Origin of the sequence: Lactobacillus jensenii DSM 20557 (assembly GCF_001436455.1) — a bacterium.
Lineage (GTDB): Bacteria > Bacillota > Bacilli > Lactobacillales > Lactobacillaceae > Lactobacillus > Lactobacillus jensenii.
Genome location: NZ_AYYU01000011.1, coordinates 19,767 through 35,806, shown reverse-complemented (window position 1 = coordinate 35,806; position 16,040 = coordinate 19,767). Strand labels below are relative to the sequence as shown.

Genomic DNA, 16,040 nt, shown 5'->3' with positions numbered 1-16,040 from the left:
TTAAGAACTACTTTTCTTTATCTATCCAAAATAGCATCAGCATATGGTAATTCAAGTGATGGATCAGCATTTAAATCTAATCCACTAAACTTACCTGCCTTATACAAGTTATAGGCTGCTGCACCAATCATCGCGGCATTATCCCCACACAACTTCATCGGTGGAATTATTACATTAGGCTTATCGTCTAGCTTAGCAATTTCCATTTCTAAACGTTCACGCAATCCCTTATTAGCTGCAACACCTCCACCTAAAACAAAAGTCTTAGGCTTAAATTCTTTAATTGCCCGAATTGTTTTATGGCTTAAAACGTCAACAACTGCAGCTTGAAAACTTGCAGCTAAATCATATTTATCAAGCTTTTCTCCAATTTGATCTGCGTGATGGCATGTATTAATAAAGGCACTCTTTAGTCCTGAAAATGAAAAATCATAATCATCATCTTCAAGCATTGCTCTAGGGAAGTTAAAGGTATCATGACCTTGATGTGCCCAAGCATCAATAGTTTTACCAGCAGGATAATTTACTCCTAAAACCCGGCCAATCTTATCATATGCTTCTCCAGCGGCATCATCACGTGTATCTCCAATAATTTCGAAATGAATTGGATCATGCATTAAAACTAGTTCAGTATGACCACCTGAAACTTGTAAAGCTAAGGCTGGATACTCTATTTCATCTTCAAGTTGCGCAGCCATGATATGCCCCATAATGTGATCGACACCTATTAAAGGAATTCCAGTTGCCATACTTGCAGCCTTTGCTGCACTAACTCCTATTAAAAGAGCACCAACTAATCCTGGACCATAAGTCACTGCAATTGCATCTATATCATCCCAAGTGACTTTAGCTTCACCTAATGCTTCCTTAGTAATTTGAGTGATTACTTCAATATGGTGTCGTGATGCTACTTCTGGAACTACACCACCAAAACGTTGATGGGACTTTATTTGTGTTGCAACAACTAAACTTTCAATTTCACGACCATTTTTGATAACCGCTGTTGAAGTTTCATCACATGAACTTTCATAAGCTAATATTCTAATATCCTTTTTATCAGTCACTTTGTATCTTCTTTCCCTTTAAGATGTAAGACCATATTTATTGCATCCATATGATCATCTTGGTAATATCCTGCCCGAATAAATTGAGCTTCAAAGCCTAAACCTTTATAAATTTTTTGTGCAAGTTCATTATCAGCTCTTACTTCAAGACTAACTTGCCTTGCTCCGTTTTTTCTAGCAATTTCAACTATTAAATTTATCAAATAATGTCCAATTCCTTGACCTTGATATGTTGGATCAACAGCTATGTTAGTAATATGTCCTTCACAAGGAATGAATCTTCCTCCAATAAATCCAACTAGTTGAGCCTTATCATAAATAACTAAATATAAAGAATTATGTTTTTTACGTAATTCACTAGCAAATGAAAATGAAGACCAGGGCTGCTTACCTTGATATACCTTTTTTTCTAATTCTAATAAATCAGGTATATTCACTTCACTTGCTTGCATAACTTGCATAGTTCGCCCTGCAAGAGTCGTCACATAAGGCGTAAAATTCAAATTAACTTCGGGTTCTTCTTTAAAAAAATGCCTAAACTTCTTCAACATAATTACTATCTGGTTCAAATGGTTTACCAGTCTTCTTGTGCCAATCCATTTCAGCTTGGGTCCGTCTTAAATAGCGTGGTACAAGTTGATCTGCATCAATAACTTCACTGGTCAATGCTAATTTAGCAATCTGACTAGCATGAACCAGATTTTCTTCTTCATTACCCCAAATAATGTCACAAGGAAGGCTATTTAGCAAGTCTTCATGCTTCTCCATCCCTGAACCCAAAATAATTAATTTCTGAATGTTTTTTTCAGCTAAAACTTTTTTTAGTTCTTCTAGTAGCGCTTCAAAACTATAATGGCCATCTGCAATTACCGCCTCACCATTCACATAAGCACCGGCAAAGAAATTATTATTTCTAGCATCTAAACAAGCTAAAGTTAAGCTATCAGCAGCTTGCTTATTAGCAGCAAGAGCTTGTAATGTGGAAATTCCTACTATTTCTTTATTTAAAATGCTAGCAAACATCTTCATAGTAGTAATTCCAATTCTAAGCCCAGTATAAGAACCAGGACCAATTGCAACTGCCAAACGATCAATTTGCTTCAAAGAAAGATTGCAATCTTTGAGAAGCTTATCAATCATTGGATCAAGATGTTCACTATGATTTCTTTGATCTTTTTCTTCTACTTGCTTGATAACTTTTTCATCTTCATTAAGACTAATAGTTAAAAAATTGGTAGCAGTTGAAACACTCAAAATTTTCATTACATTCTACTCTTTTCTAATTTCTCCCTACGCGCATTTACTCGTTGTAAGCCATTTAAAACGAAGAAAATAATAATCATTTGTATCCAAGGAACAATTACTTCTTTTAATAATCTGGCTGTTAAGGCTGCTGTAAACGACATTTTATAAATAAAATGTAGCCAAACTGTATTCAATAATACATTAACAAAAATTGTAACTAATAAACTAGCAACAATAATTCGCCAAATTTTAATCGGTTTTCGATAGAAAAAAAATCCATAAATCATTGGTCCTAGCATTGCTGTTAAAGTAAAGCCAATGAAAAAGCCACCTTCATTTCCAAAAAGTGCTGAACTAGCTAAATCACTAATACCACCACCTACAGCACCCCAAATTGGACCAAAGAAGTATCCTAAGGCAACACTACCAATAAAACCTAAACCTACTTTTACATATGTAGGACCAAAAGAGAACCGACTTAAAATAATCTTTATTGCAATAACTAATGCCAAGAATATCAATTCTTGTAAACTTAGCTTAAAGAAAAACTTTTTCATTAATTAGTCTCTCCTTCCATTTCTTGAATTCTATTTTTACTTTTTTCATAAGAAATCATACGCTGTCTTATAGGAACCAGTCCTTTTAATACAAAATACATTAATATCATTTGTCCCCATGGCAAAATCACTTCTTTAGGTAATCTCTGAATGAATGCCACTTGAAGCGAAACGCCTGAAACTAACGAAAAGAGGTAGTTATTAAGCATAATATTAATTAAAATCGTGACCGTCAAATGCCCCATAACTACTCGCCAAATCTTAACTTCTTTATTATAAAAGAAAAAGCCATATATCATAGGTACTAAAATTGCTGACAGCATTGTTCCTAATAAGACATTTGCTTTATCTCCAAAAATTATCAAGTGTAAAAGACTCGACACCAGACCACCTAAGCCACCCCAAACTGGCCCAAATAAGTAACCTAATGCTACACTTCCTAAAAAGGCTAAGCCAATCTTAAAAAAAGCTGGTCCAATTGCAACACTTGATAAACAAAGTTTAATTGCAATAACCAAACCCAATAATAATAAATTTTGAAGAGATAATTTGAAAAAGTTATCTTTATATTTATTCATTGTTCCTCTTTTTCCACGTAATTTCTGCAATTGTTGCCACTTGATCACCCTGACTAATTAAGTGGTAACTTGTTTGTTCATTAATAATTAAACTTGACGTAACTTCTTGGCCATATAATACTTCTTTATCAAATTTAATATCAACCATTTCTGGCTCATGAGTATTTAAAAATTTGCGTTCAAGCATATCTTCCATCCATGAAAAATAATGCGAATTGGTCATATGATGGTTTAAATCTAAATCATCATATCGCACCCGATATTGCCTGGTTTGTTGATAATACTCTTGCTTTTTTAGCCGGCGCATTTGGGGATTCTTTTTCAATAATGGGGAACCAAAGCGAGCCATCATTTCCGAATCAGCTGGAACGATTCGTCTTTTTTCTAAATCTAAAATAACCCACTGACTCTGTACTTTTATGATTTCTTCATTATCTGCTATTAATGCAAAATCACGATATTCAAAAAAACGATTATAACCAACTGGATTAGTTACAACCTGTACATGTTCAGCAACAACTGGAAGTCTTTTAAACTCCATATGATATTGCGTTACAACCCAGCCCTGATTTTTCATCGCCATTTCTTTAGAACCAGCTTGAGAATTTTCAAGCTGGCGATTTGAAACATGCATAAAAATATCAATCAAGGCTTGTAACTTAACATGGCCTGTTTCATCACAATCTGCATATTGAATTTGATAGTCTTCTTGATATTTCATAGTTATCCTTGATGATAGAAATCGTATAAATCATTCTTAGAAACGCCATTTTGCTTGGCTACTTGTTTTATGGCATCTTTTTTGCTTGTTCCGGTAGCAACTAACTGATCTACTCGCTTCACTAATTCATCCATTGAAACTTTTGGCGTTTCATCAGTATTCGGTGAAATAAGTACAACAAATTCTCCTCTTGGATCTACTTGTTCGAAATGAGCCAAAACTTCTTTTATACTACCACGGATAAATTCTTCATGAATTTTGGTGAGTTCTCTTGCACAAACAATCTGACGATTATCATCTAAAACAGATGCAAGAGTAGTTAAAGTCTTAGTTAAGCGATGTGGTGCTTCATAAAAAATCGACGTTGCATGGGCCTGATTCATTGCTTCAAAATAAGGCTTTTGTTCACTAGCCTTTCTTGGTAAAAAACCATAATAAGTAAAAGGTTGTGCATCAAAACCAGATGCAATTAATGCAGTTGCAAAAGCAGAAGGTCCAGGAAGTGGAACAACAGGTATATCTGCCTTTATACATTCTTGAACCAAAATGTAACCTGGATCAGAAATCACTGGCATTCCTGCATCGCTTATTTCAGCAATTACAGTTCCTTCTTTCATCATTTGAACTAATTCGGGAGCCTTTTGCTTTGAATTAAATTTATGGAAAGCTACCATTTTGTTGTGAATTCCAATCTTATCTAGCATAATTCCACTAGTTCTGGTATCTTCAGCAGCAATATAATCAGCTTCTTGCAAAATCCTTTTAGCACGTAAAGTTATATCTTCAAGATTTCCAATTGGAGTTGGTACTAGGTACAACTTTCCCTTGTCTTCTTTAAAGCTACTTTGTACTTGCATGACCTACTCCTTTTCCCTTATGTTCAAAGTTATCCAATATATCTAAACAAAACATACAATCTGAACTAGGATCACGGTGAGTTCCATAATACATATTGCATATATGATAACCAGATTCATAAATTTTGCGTAGGGAAGCCAAGCCACTTTGACTTTTAACTTCTTTACCTGCTTTTTCAGCAGTTAATTTATCAAGCTTTTCTCTCAAAAGCTGATTTTCCATCTTTAATTCAGTATTTTCTTTTAAAGTATCAAGAATATCATTCTCTAATCCTGCAACCATTTTCGACATTGCTTCAAGGTTTTGTCGAACTTGTCTTAATTCTGAATATGGATCCACTTCACTCACCTACTTCTTTAACTAAGTGCCAAATAATCAAGTCTATTTAGGAAACTCACATTACTAAACTTCATTTTGTCACAATCTAATAATCTCCCTAACAAAGCCTGATTACCAAGCAATTGTTGCTGCTTAATACCATCTAGGCAAAACTTTTTTAAAAGATAAAAAACATAATCTTCTTGCACCTTATTTTTCATCATCCCAGCCAATTTATGGGCACTAACAACTGCTAAATCATTATTTTCCAATAATTCTTGGTAAAAATACTTAACGGCCTTATCAAGCTCTGCCGTTTCACCCAAATTCTCCAAATCTTCTTGACTAAAGCCATATAAAAGTAAATCCTGGCTTTTAGAATTTGCTTGAGCCAAATCATTAAACTCTATAATTTGGGTCCGTGAACGAACTGTTGGCAAAATTTGTTGAGCATTATTTGTAAGTAAAATCGTCGTAACTGGTGCTACCGGTTCTTCTAACAAATTAAGTAATGCATTAGCTGCTGGCATAGTAAGCGTTTGAGCATTTTCAATAAAGAAAAAGCGTCTATTACCTTCAACTGGACTTTTTGCTAGTTCCTCTTTCAAAGGTCTAATTTGATCAATTGAAAGCGATTGTTTTCCCTCTGGTTTTACTAAAAATACATCAGGATGGTTACCAGACAAAACTCTTTCACAGTTAATACAAGTGCCGTCAGGACGCTTAGTTCCCGTGCAGTTAACTAGACAGGCTAGCCAATAAGCAGTTGCTAGAGCTCTTTGCGTTAAACTATCCACAAATAAATAGGCATGAGCCAACTTATCTTGTTCAAAAGCAGTTTTTAAAAAACTAATTTGCTTGGGTGCGGCTTGCTTTAAATCAATCATTAGAATCGCTTAAACTCATCAACTGGGGTTACAAAGACAATTGCTCCACCAACTGTAATTTCAAGAGGTTGAGTAAATTCACCTGCATGACTATTAACAACTGGATTAACAAATTCTTTGCGCTTTTGTGAACAATCTTTAATAAGTTCTAAAACAGAATCTACCTTTTCGTCTTCAGTTCCGATAATAAAAGTAGTATTACCTTCACTTAAAAAGCCACCAGTTGATGCTAACTTAGTTGCACGAACGTTATTTTCATTAAATTTCTTAGAAAGACGACCAGCATCTTTATTTTGAACAATTGCATAAATAAGTTTCATTATTTTACCTCAAATAAGTCTGGTAATTGCTGCTTTAAAATAGTTAAACAATCAGCAACTACATAATCAACATCTTGACTAGCATCCACAACTTTAATTCTTTCTGGATATTTCTTTACTATTTCTTGATAACCAGTATAAACCTTTTTGTGGAAAGATAATTTTTCTTTTTCAAGACGATCTTCTTTATCTGGACGAACCTTGGCAATTCGAGCCAATCCATCTTCAGGTTTAATATCTAAAAATAAGGTCAAATCAGGATTTAATCCATCTGTAGCAAACTGATTAATCTCTGCTACTTTATCAATTCCTAAATTTCTTCCCATTCCTTGATATGCTAATGATGAATCTACAAAACGATCAGAGAAAACCAATTTTCCTGCCTCTAATGCTGGAAAAACAACTTCAGCCATATGCTGACTTCTAGCTGCTGCATATAATAAGGCTTCCGTTCTATCATCCATTTCTGTATTTTCAGGATCTAAAATAATTTCTCTAATTGCCTCTGCAATTTTAGAACCACCAGGTTCTCGCGTTACTAAAATTTCACAAGTAACTTGCTCTTTTATTTTTTCAATTAATTTTTCTAAAACAGTAGTTTTGCCCGCTCCATCTGGGCCTTCAAATGTAATAAAATAACCTGCCATTAATAAAAATTCCTCCAATAATTGATTTTACTTGAAAAAGCTTGTTATTAATAGACTTGAAATAAAAAAAGTCCCCAAAGGGGACTCAATTTATTGTGTAATTGCATTATTAGTGATACTAGATTTTGTGTGTCTTTGTCTTGCCACACTGTACAAAAAACTATACTTAGCTTTTAAAATTTTACTAGTCATAATGTTATCTTCTGAATAATCAACCGTTGTCGGATCAAGCTCTTGTTCATTCAACAACTGTCTTTGCAATTTCGAAATAGTTACCATCAAATGTTGATCTCCTATTTCTTTTACTTGCGTCTTTTTTCCAAAAATCATAAGTTGATTCTCCCTTGAACAGCTCGCTTTAAAGTAATCGAATTTGCGTATTCAATATCTGTTCCTACTGCAAGGCCCGAAGCTAATCTAGTAACTTTTAGACCTGCTGGCTTCAAAAGTTTTGCAATATACATTGCAGTAGATTCTCCTTCAGGAGTTGAATTTAATGCAATAATGATTTCTTTGATATCATCATCTTTTTGAAGACGGGTTATTAGACTTTTAATATTGATATCTTCTGGTCCGATTCCTTCCATTGGTGATAAAACGCCATGTAGCACATGATACATGCCATCATATTCTCCCATTTCTTCAAAGGCCATGACATCTTTTGGTTGTTCAACTACCATAACGGTACTGTGATCTCGATTACTATCACGACATATTTGACAAGGATCTGTTTCAGTAATATTTCCACAAATTGAACATTGATGTAAAAGTGTCTTAACATCTTTTAAAGCTTGAGAAAATTGTTCAACATCATCTTCCGGCATGTCCAATGTATAAAATGCTAATCTGGTTGCAGTTTTTTCACCAATTCCGGGTAACTTCATGTAACTTTCAATTAATCGCGCAATTGGTAATGGGTATTGCATTAAAATAGCCCCTTAGTATACTTGCCTAAACCAGCTTGTGTTGCTTCATCAATTTGAGTTAAGCCCTTATTAACAGCATCAATAATCAAATCTTGCAACATATCTGGATCTTCAGGATCAATTGCTTCAGGTTTAATTTGAATATCCTTTAAACGTCTATCACCTGAAAAAGTAGCTGTCACAATATCATCTGCTGATTTTCCAACAAATTCTTGTGCAGTAATATTAGCTTGTTCTTCTTGCATTTGAGCTTGCAACTTCTTAGCTTGTTTCATCATTTGTTGCATATTCATACCGCCCATACCACCAAAATTAGGTCTTCTTGCCATTATAAATACCTCTCTATTTCTTTTATTCTTATTATCTATTTTAATCTTTTACATTAATATTGTCAGAGCCAAAAATTTCTTTTGCCTTATCAATTACTTGCTTTTCTTGGTCATCTTCTTGATGCTGATCAACTTCAATTTCGGCATTTCCTTGTTTTTGACGAGCTAGGATTTCATCTTTATGCTTAGCAAGGAAATCCTTTCTGACTTGGAGCCAGTCTGCATCTGGAACTAATACAATTTCAGAATCGTGCTTCAAGAATTTAGCTAATTCTGAATTCAAGGTTGCCATTAAATTAGTATTTTCACTCGTTCTCTCAAACCAAAAGGCGTATTTGCATTTCATTACTACTCGATTGTGACTAGCAGCAACTGGTTCTAAAACTTTTAATAAGGCTTGTTCTGAAACCCCCAAAACGGATTGTAAGTCTGGCCAGACATTACGTACATCTTCCAAATCTTTTTTCGTTGCCTTTTCCAAAACAGCATAAACAGCTTGGCGATTTAATTCTGAATTAACTGGCTTTTTACGTTTAGGTTTTGGCTTAGCCTGTGACTCACTGGCTTTAGGTGATTCGTTTTTCTTTTTGGCATCATCAATTTTAAATACTTGGTTGCTTGAAGCAAAGCCATTTGTTTGACTAACTTTCTTGGCTAAAGCCACTACTTGTGCCTTCAAGTCTGATAATTCTTGATTAATAGCAGGATTTATTTCAGCATTATGCGAATCTGCTTTCTCTTCCCCAGATTCTTCAATTGGATTAGCTACTTTTACTAAAAATACATCTAGAGGTATTTCCTCTTGATTAGTAAATCGCAAATCATTAAGCGCTTCGTTAGCTGCCGTAATCAGCTGGAAATATCGCTTTTCTGGAACAGTTGTAATTTGATTAGTAAAATCTTTGGTCAAAAACTCGCTATCTTTGTTTGCTTTGAGTACCAACATAGTTTCTGTGGCCAAACTAATTAATTCAGAAAGCAAATTTTTAGCAGTTGCACCATCTTGTAAAAGTTTATGACTTAAGTCTAATGATTCACTGACCTTTTGATTCAGCAAATTCAAAAATAGTTGCTCAGTAGTCTCGCGAGCTGCATACCCTGTAATATTTAAAGCATCTTTATATTCAACTTTTTCTTTTTCAAAACTAAGTAATTGATCGAGGATACTTAAAGAATCTCTCATCCCCCCATCAGCCACTTGTGCAATTACTTGCAAAGCTGAATCTTCATATGGAATATTCTCTTGCTCAAGAATAAATTTCATACGATCAACTAAATTTTGCTTGCTAATACGCTTAAAGTTGTAACGCTGAGTTCGCGAAATAATTGTGGCCGGAACTTTCTGCAATTCCGTAGTTGCCAAAATAAATACAACATGTTCAGGTGGCTCTTCCAAAGTCTTAAGCAAGGCATTGAAAGCACCGATTGAAAGCATGTGAACTTCGTCAATGATATAAACCTTATATTTTCCTTGGGTTGGAGCATACTTTACTTTATCGCGAATTTCACGAATCTCGTCAACACCATTATTAGAAGCTGCATCTATTTCAATAATATCTGGCATTGCCCCAGAATCTGCTGCTTTACAGTTTTCACATTCATTACATGGTTCACCATCTTGCAAATTAAGACAGTTCAAGGCCTTAGCAAAAATTTTTGCACAAGAGGTTTTACCAGTACCTCTAGGACCAGCAAATAAAAAAGCATGTGAAACTTTATTTCGAATAATAGCGTTTTTCAGAGTATCAGTAATAGCTTCTTGTCCAACTACACTATCGAATGTCCTAGGCCGCCATTTACGGTATAGCGCTTGATAAGCCATTAGTTTTCTCCTTAGTAAAAAAACTCCTAGCTAGTGCTGCTAGGAGCTTGTTAATTATCTAATAAAAGGCACATGCCTGAATTTCCTTAGTGCTGCTACCTTCCGGTCCTGACACGATTCAGAAAACAAACATTGCCCGATAAATATAATAACGTATTTTAGTCGATTTGGCTAGGGCTTGCATCGTTTTCTTTCGTTTTAGCTTTTAACTTTTTTTCTTTTTGCTTAGCTCTAATTGCTCTGAAAAAATTGGTCAACATGTTACTTGCCTTTTCGCTATAAAGTCCTCTAATTACTTGTGGATGATGATTAAACTTTTCAACAGCAAATAAATCCACAACGCTACCACTTGCGCCAGCCTTATGATCCGGTGCACCGTAAAACACTTCTTTTAGGCGAGCATTAATTATTGCACCGGCACACATTGCACAAGGCTCTAGCGTTACGAATAGACTACAGTCAATTAACCGCCATGAATTTAGATTTTTGCACGCCTCATTGATAGCTAAGATTTCTGCATGGTGAGTCGCAATATTATCTAGTTCTCGTCGATTATAGCCTCTGCCGATAACTTGTCCATCAGGGGCAACTACAATTGCTCCAATTGGCACTTCATCTTGTGCTTCAGCCTTTTCAGCTTCAGCAAAAGCTAATTCCATATAATGCTTTTTTTCTTCACTGGAAAACATGGTTTGTCCTTTATTTTACGCTCCTTAAAATGTAGTAACCCTTATCTCTTTCAAGAATTTCGCAGTTACCAAAAGTGGTTTCCATTAGCTTCTTTGCACTAGGTGCACCTTGCTTTTTCTGGATTACAACTAGCAATTCTCCACCAGCTACCAAGTGTTCTGCACTTTTAGCTAAAATTTCGCTAACCACACTCTTACCAGCTCTAATTGGCGGATTAGTTAAAATCATCGCATACTGCTTATCCACATTTTCATACACACTTGAAGCAAAAATATTTGCATTAGTCACACCATTGACTTCAGCATTTTTTCGAGCTAAATCCATTGCCCGTTCATTAACATCAACCATGTCGACTTGCCGCTCTGGCCACTTCTTAGCAGCGAAAAGACCAATCGGGCCGTAGCCACATCCCACATCTAAAATATTGCCAGAGACTGGACTTTCTGCCAGCATATTTCGGATTAAGACACCACTACCATAATCAACCCGTTTTTTTGAAAAAACGCCAGCATCAGTAGTTAATTTAAAATCAATACCATCAAGATGATAATCAACAATTTTTAAATCATGTTTAGCATTTGGATTTTCAGTAAAATATTGTTCTGCCATATCTATCCTCATTTCTAGTAAAGATTATAGCAAAAAACAGTAAACAAAAGACAACCTACTCAAAGTAGATTGTCTTATTTTTGTTAAAAGGCGAAATTATAATTTAACTTAACACAACCAAGTTGTCTACAAACGCAACCCCATATGGCTGTGAAAGATTAGGCCGATTTTATAATTGTTGTTTTTCTATTCTATTGTAGTTATATATTTAATTGCAAGAATATATAGCTAAAAATCAAAAAATAAAAAGCCAGCTGAATGCTGACTCAAATTAATTAATAGCTATACACTCTTTACTTAATACATCGGCTAAAAAATTCATAGCTTCTTTTGAATCATCTAATTTAGTAACCATTAAAACAAGATCTGCTTTATCTTTTTGGCTTCTTTGCCACTTATAACCATTTTCATACAAGAAAAAAACTGTAGCTAATAATGCAGTTCTCTTGTTTCCGTCACCAAAAATATGCTTTTTAGTGATTTTTTGCATTATAAATGCTGCTTTTTCCCATATTGAGGGATATAATTCCTGCCCAAAATAAATAGCCTGCGGTTGCTCTTCGATAATGGACAATCCATCTTCATACTGAATCCCTTGAAATTTTTCATCTGCTTCAGCTAGGACAAGCTTATTCATTTCTATTATTTGCTTACTACTCAGATATATCATTTATATTTTAAAATATCCATTGCTTCTCTATTTTCTTCATAAAGTTTTCTCATAATAACATGATCATATTTTTCTGATATTTCAGTATCAAGCCCAGTTTCTTTATAAAATTCTTTCATTTTATCATCTTCAATTTTAGCTCCCTGAGAAGTAGACTTCCAAGGCATTTCTGTATGTGTTTTTTTCATCAGAGTAGAAGCAGAATATGAGCCAAAAGCTATATAAACTGCATTCAAAACTTGAGAGGCTCTTTTATCTGATTCCAAAGTACTGAAGTCTTGATATGCTTCATAAGAAATTGATTCAACAATAATTCTTCTTCCACGATATTTGTCATGAACTTCTGCAACTACTGGCCCAAATTTCCAAGCTAAAATATCACTATCAAATAATCTTTGGCCATATTTCACTAAAAAGGTTGCTTGTGCATAATAAAGTAATTTCATTACCTTCATTTGAGTTAATGGTTCAGCATTTACATCTTCACTAACCAATTCTTCTACATTTTTTAAGCGAAACCAATTAACTACTTTAAAAACATTATACATTCAAAAGCCCCCNAAAAAGACAACCTACTCAAAGTAGATTGTCTTCTTTTTGTTAAAAGGCGAAATTATTTAACAGTAACAGTTGCGCCAACTTCTTCAAGCTTAGCCTTGATGTCGTTAGCTTCGTCTTCTGAAACGCCTTCCTTAATAACCTTAGGTGCGCCATCAACGAGGTCCTTAGAATCCTTAAGGCCAAGACCAGTGATTTCACGAACTGCCTTGATAACCTTAACCTTTTCTTGACCTGCTTCAGTCAATTCAACATCGAATTCAGTCTTTGCAGCAGCACCTGCAGCAGCACCTGCAGCAGCAACTGGTGCAGCAGCAGTAACGTCAAATTCGTCTTCGATAGCTTTTACTAAGTCGTTTAATTCAAGGATAGTAGCACCCTTTAATTCTTCAATAATCTTTTCAGTATCTAAAGCCATTTAAATATCCTCCGAAATTTAGATATTAAAATTAAATACAATTACAATAATTATTCAGCTGAATCTTCATCCTTTGATTCAGCAACAGCCTTAACAGCGTATGCAAAGTCACGTACAGGAGCTTGCAATACAGAAACAAGCATTGATAACAAGCCTTCGCGACCTGGGATAGAAGCAAGTTCTTTGATTTCTTCTTTTGAAGTAAGCTTGCCTTCAAGCATACCACCCTTGATGTTAATTACATCAAAGTCATCTTCATACTTAGAAACGATTCTAGCTGGTTCAGTAACGTCATCAGCGTTATCAGTGTAGATAACAGCAGTTGGGCCTACGAAAGTATCTTCTAAACCTTCGATACCAGCCTTCTTTGCAGCACGTCTTAAGTAAGTGTTCTTGATAACTTTCATCTTAACATCGTTTTCACGAAGTTCCTTACGCATGTTAGTAACTTCATCAACAGTAAGACCTAAGTAGTCAATTACCAAGATAGCTTTGGCAGCCTTAAGTTCTTCAGCAAACGCATCAACTAACTTTTCCTTTGCAGCAATAGCAGCTTTACTCAATTGGTTCACCTCCATGAGATTTTATAAATTCTATAAGGCCTTAAAAACTCCATGCCAAGAGACATGGAGCTTGAACTCAACATTATCTTCTGGCCTCGGCGGGGTATTGAGACGACTATTCGTCACCCGAGTCTTAGGTAGAATTTACTTTGAATAATATACCAAGTTACAGGATGAAAGTCAAGAAATAATATTATTTCGCTTCTTCACTTTGTCCATTAATATCTAAAAGTAATGCATATAATGCACCATAAATATTAGCATCATTTTCAAACTTGGCACGAACAATTTCAGGCATAGTTAATTCATTCTTAACGCGATAAAACTTATTAGCTAAAGCTTGATATTGCTTCTTAATTGTTTCAATGACAATGTCTTGGGCACTAATACCACCAGCAATAACAACTCGTTCACCATCAACTACAGCTTGAACAGATAAAATGATATTAGCGACATCGGCACAATATTCTTCAAAAATCTGAACAGCTTGTGTATTACCAGCATTAATTGCTTCAAAAGCCTTTTGTCCATCTTCTAAATTACTATTACCTAAAGCTTCATTTACGCGCTTAATCATATTAACTGCTGAACCTTTTTGGCCAGTAAAACCGCTCCAATCAGCGCAATTCATGTCATACCGCATAAAGCTAAGTTCGCCTGCTTGGAAGTGGGCGCCGTGAATTAATTGGCCACCGACAACTATTCCACCGCCAACTTCAGAACCTAAAGTGAGCATTTCACCGCTAACGACATCCTTTAAAGCACCTAGCCACATTTCTGCAAGTGCTGCAGCCTTACCATCATTTTCGACACCAACAGGTACACCGTATTTGTCACCGAATAATTTTTGAATATTGGCACCATCTAAAAATGGCAAGCTACCACCAAAATGGATAATCTTATTATCTACATCAATTTTTCCAGGGCATGAAATGGCAATTCCTTTGAAATTGCCATTATATTGATCTGCAATTTCATACATTTCTTTTAAAAAATCATTTAAACCAGACTTAACAGTTGGTTTCTTGTTTTTTTCAATAATATTTCCGGCGTTATCTAACAATGCGTATTTTAAGTTAGTTCCACCAATATCAAAAACTAAATACTGTTTCATATTATTTCCTCACTATTCCATAAAAAAACACCCCGACTAGCGAGATGTTAACTTATTATTATTTTACCATTATCTTGATATATAGGCCAAATACGCATTAATTAAATCCATATACTAAATGGGCCACAACATAAAATCCAGAGGCTATCTTATTTCCTAATTTTGTTGGCAAATTCATACAAATTCCAAGTGGCCGTCTCTTTAAGGAATAATATAACTTGGTATTTTTTATTTTTATATATTGCCAAAGAGCATCTTTCTTTTCAATATATTCAGGCTTTTTTCCACGAATTAATATAATAGATGATACTGCTGTAATTATTTCTAAATAGAACTTCATATATCTTCCTAATGAAGTATTAGGATCGATATGTTCCGCAAAGAATTTGATCATCCGTTTATTAATTAGTAATTGTTGGTCTATCTTTTTTAACATTACATTTTCATTAACTGATTGATCTTCTCGTCCAATGAAATAATGATAAAAATCGACATCTAAATAATACATTTTTCTAACGTGGCGTAAAGGCTCAAAGACATAAATATTGTCATCATATGAAACATGAGTTGGTAATTGCAAGTGAGCTCTTTTAGTAATTACCTCTCTACGATAAATTAATGAGTGCATCATTAAATATTGTCCTAAATAAAGTTTCACATCATCCCAACCAAAGAATTTATTCTTTGGCAAATGTGGAAAATGAACTACCTTTTTATGCTTGGCACCTACTTTATCATAAACGTAATTACTAATTAATAAATCCACTGATTGCTTTTTCTGAATCAAATGCTTCAAGAAGGTGACGATTTCTAAATAAGCTCCATAGTCAACCCAATCATCACTATCAACCACCTTAATATATTCACCACTAGCAACTGAAAAGCCAGTATTTAAAGCTCCACCATGACCAGCATTAGCTTGGTGAATTGGGATAATTTGCTTTGGATATTTTTGAGCAAATTGATCAATTAACTCAGGTGTCTTATCTTTAGAACCATCATCAATCAAAATAATTTCAACGTCATTTTGAATAGCTACTAAAGAATTTACACATTTTTCTAGATAATCTTCAGAATTATAACAAGGTACGATAATACTCAAAATTTTTTTCAATAGTCTAATCTCTTCTCATTGATTATTAAAAA

General features: G+C 34.5%; 23 protein-coding genes, 1 other RNA gene and 1 other annotated feature. All 24 genes read right to left on the bottom strand.

Annotation, left to right across the window (positions count from 1 at the left end; genetic code table 11):
• Positions 1-17: 17 nt before the first annotated feature.
• The 24 genes from tsaD to FC45_RS04220 all read right to left on the bottom strand — a co-directional run bounded on the left by tsaD (position 18) and on the right by FC45_RS04220 (position 16,008).
• Entirely contained in the window at positions 18-1,064 is a 1,047-nt protein-coding gene (gene tsaD, locus FC45_RS04330) for a tRNA (adenosine(37)-N6)-threonylcarbamoyltransferase complex transferase subunit TsaD (protein WP_006585126.1), read from the bottom strand.
• Positions 1,061-1,615, bottom strand: a complete 555-nt coding sequence (gene rimI, locus FC45_RS04325; protein ID WP_006588715.1) for a ribosomal protein S18-alanine N-acetyltransferase — start codon at positions 1,613-1,615, stop codon at positions 1,061-1,063. Before rimI ends, tsaD begins: the two co-directional genes overlap by 4 nt.
• A complete protein-coding gene (gene tsaB, locus FC45_RS04320) occupies positions 1,599-2,327 on the bottom strand; it encodes a tRNA (adenosine(37)-N6)-threonylcarbamoyltransferase complex dimerization subunit type 1 TsaB (protein ID WP_057706410.1) in 729 nt (242 codons plus the stop codon). The genes rimI and tsaB overlap by 17 nt, the downstream gene beginning before the upstream one ends.
• Positions 2,327-2,866 carry a folate family ECF transporter S component gene (locus FC45_RS04315; RefSeq protein WP_006585132.1) on the bottom strand — a complete coding sequence of 180 codons (540 nt, stop codon included), beginning with the start codon at positions 2,864-2,866 and terminating at the stop codon, positions 2,327-2,329. Before FC45_RS04315 ends, tsaB begins: the two co-directional genes overlap by 1 nt.
• Positions 2,866-3,444: a folate family ECF transporter S component gene (locus tag FC45_RS04310; RefSeq protein ID WP_057706409.1), complete on the bottom strand. Its 579-nt coding sequence runs from the start codon at positions 3,442-3,444 to the stop codon at positions 2,866-2,868. Before FC45_RS04310 ends, FC45_RS04315 begins: the two co-directional genes overlap by 1 nt.
• Positions 3,437-4,165 (bottom strand): acyl-[acyl-carrier-protein] thioesterase, encoded by a 729-nt coding sequence (locus FC45_RS04305; RefSeq protein WP_006588113.1) that lies wholly within the window; start codon positions 4,163-4,165, stop codon positions 3,437-3,439. The genes FC45_RS04310 and FC45_RS04305 overlap by 8 nt, the downstream gene beginning before the upstream one ends.
• 2 nt (positions 4,166-4,167) lie before the next feature.
• The gene (gene rsmI / locus FC45_RS04300; RefSeq protein WP_006585134.1) at positions 4,168-5,022 is read right to left on the bottom strand and encodes a 16S rRNA (cytidine(1402)-2'-O)-methyltransferase; all 855 of its coding nucleotides are present in this window, start codon (positions 5,020-5,022) and stop codon (positions 4,168-4,170) included.
• Positions 5,006-5,362 (bottom strand): DNA replication initiation control protein YabA, encoded by a 357-nt coding sequence (gene yabA, locus FC45_RS04295; RefSeq protein ID WP_006585135.1) that lies wholly within the window; start codon positions 5,360-5,362, stop codon positions 5,006-5,008. The genes rsmI and yabA overlap by 17 nt, the downstream gene beginning before the upstream one ends.
• 17 nt (positions 5,363-5,379) lie before the next feature.
• Positions 5,380-6,228, bottom strand: coding sequence for a DNA polymerase III subunit delta (locus FC45_RS04290; protein WP_006585136.1), 849 nt, complete (start codon positions 6,226-6,228; stop codon positions 5,380-5,382).
• Positions 6,228-6,548 carry a cyclic-di-AMP receptor gene (locus FC45_RS04285; RefSeq protein WP_006585138.1) on the bottom strand — a complete coding sequence of 107 codons (321 nt, stop codon included), beginning with the start codon at positions 6,546-6,548 and terminating at the stop codon, positions 6,228-6,230. Before FC45_RS04285 ends, FC45_RS04290 begins: the two co-directional genes overlap by 1 nt.
• Entirely contained in the window at positions 6,548-7,195 is a 648-nt protein-coding gene (gene tmk, locus FC45_RS04280) for a dTMP kinase (protein WP_006585139.1), read from the bottom strand. Before tmk ends, FC45_RS04285 begins: the two co-directional genes overlap by 1 nt.
• A 90-nt stretch (positions 7,196-7,285) precedes the next feature.
• Positions 7,286-7,525: a YaaL family protein gene (locus FC45_RS04275; protein WP_006585140.1), complete on the bottom strand. Its 240-nt coding sequence runs from the start codon at positions 7,523-7,525 to the stop codon at positions 7,286-7,288.
• Positions 7,522-8,121, bottom strand: a complete 600-nt coding sequence (gene recR, locus FC45_RS04270; RefSeq protein WP_006585141.1) for a recombination mediator RecR — start codon at positions 8,119-8,121, stop codon at positions 7,522-7,524. Before recR ends, FC45_RS04275 begins: the two co-directional genes overlap by 4 nt.
• Complete coding sequence (locus FC45_RS04265; RefSeq protein WP_006585142.1) at positions 8,121-8,450, bottom strand: YbaB/EbfC family nucleoid-associated protein; 330 nt, start codon at positions 8,448-8,450, stop codon at positions 8,121-8,123. Before FC45_RS04265 ends, recR begins: the two co-directional genes overlap by 1 nt.
• Positions 8,451-8,490: 40 nt before the next feature.
• On the bottom strand, positions 8,491-10,272 hold the full coding sequence (gene dnaX / locus FC45_RS04260; RefSeq protein WP_057706407.1) for a DNA polymerase III subunit gamma/tau: 1,782 nt from the start codon (positions 10,270-10,272) through the stop codon (positions 8,491-8,493).
• Between the two features lie 50 nt (positions 10,273-10,322).
• Positions 10,323-10,420: signal recognition particle sRNA small type (gene ffs, locus FC45_RS07685), an RNA gene on the bottom strand.
• A 10-nt stretch (positions 10,421-10,430) separates the two neighbouring features.
• Positions 10,431-10,961, bottom strand: a complete 531-nt coding sequence (tadA, locus tag FC45_RS04255; protein ID WP_006588115.1) for a tRNA adenosine(34) deaminase TadA — start codon at positions 10,959-10,961, stop codon at positions 10,431-10,433.
• Between the two features lie 10 nt (positions 10,962-10,971).
• Entirely contained in the window at positions 10,972-11,571 is a 600-nt protein-coding gene (locus FC45_RS04250) for a class I SAM-dependent methyltransferase (RefSeq protein WP_057706405.1), read from the bottom strand.
• A 271-nt stretch (positions 11,572-11,842) separates the two neighbouring features.
• Positions 11,843-12,241: a type II toxin-antitoxin system death-on-curing family toxin gene (locus FC45_RS04245; RefSeq protein ID WP_006585145.1), complete on the bottom strand. Its 399-nt coding sequence runs from the start codon at positions 12,239-12,241 to the stop codon at positions 11,843-11,845.
• On the bottom strand, positions 12,238-12,789 hold the full coding sequence (locus tag FC45_RS04240) for a Panacea domain-containing protein (RefSeq protein ID WP_006585146.1): 552 nt from the start codon (positions 12,787-12,789) through the stop codon (positions 12,238-12,240). Before FC45_RS04240 ends, FC45_RS04245 begins: the two co-directional genes overlap by 4 nt.
• Positions 12,790-12,854: 65 nt before the next feature.
• Positions 12,855-13,217, bottom strand: a complete 363-nt coding sequence (gene rplL / locus FC45_RS04235) for a 50S ribosomal protein L7/L12 (RefSeq protein ID WP_006585147.1) — start codon at positions 13,215-13,217, stop codon at positions 12,855-12,857.
• 50 nt (positions 13,218-13,267) lie between these two features.
• Positions 13,268-13,780 carry a 50S ribosomal protein L10 gene (rplJ, locus tag FC45_RS04230; RefSeq protein ID WP_006585148.1) on the bottom strand — a complete coding sequence of 171 codons (513 nt, stop codon included), beginning with the start codon at positions 13,778-13,780 and terminating at the stop codon, positions 13,268-13,270.
• Positions 13,781-13,811: 31 nt separating this feature from the next.
• Positions 13,812-13,936: a sequence feature (ribosomal protein L10 leader region), on the bottom strand.
• A 37-nt stretch (positions 13,937-13,973) separates the two neighbouring features.
• On the bottom strand, positions 13,974-14,894 hold the full coding sequence (locus FC45_RS04225) for an ROK family protein (RefSeq protein ID WP_006588711.1): 921 nt from the start codon (positions 14,892-14,894) through the stop codon (positions 13,974-13,976).
• A gap of 97 nt (positions 14,895-14,991) precedes the next feature.
• A complete protein-coding gene (locus FC45_RS04220; protein WP_006585151.1) occupies positions 14,992-16,008 on the bottom strand; it encodes a glycosyltransferase family 2 protein in 1,017 nt (338 codons plus the stop codon).
• Positions 16,009-16,040 lie beyond the last annotated feature (32 nt).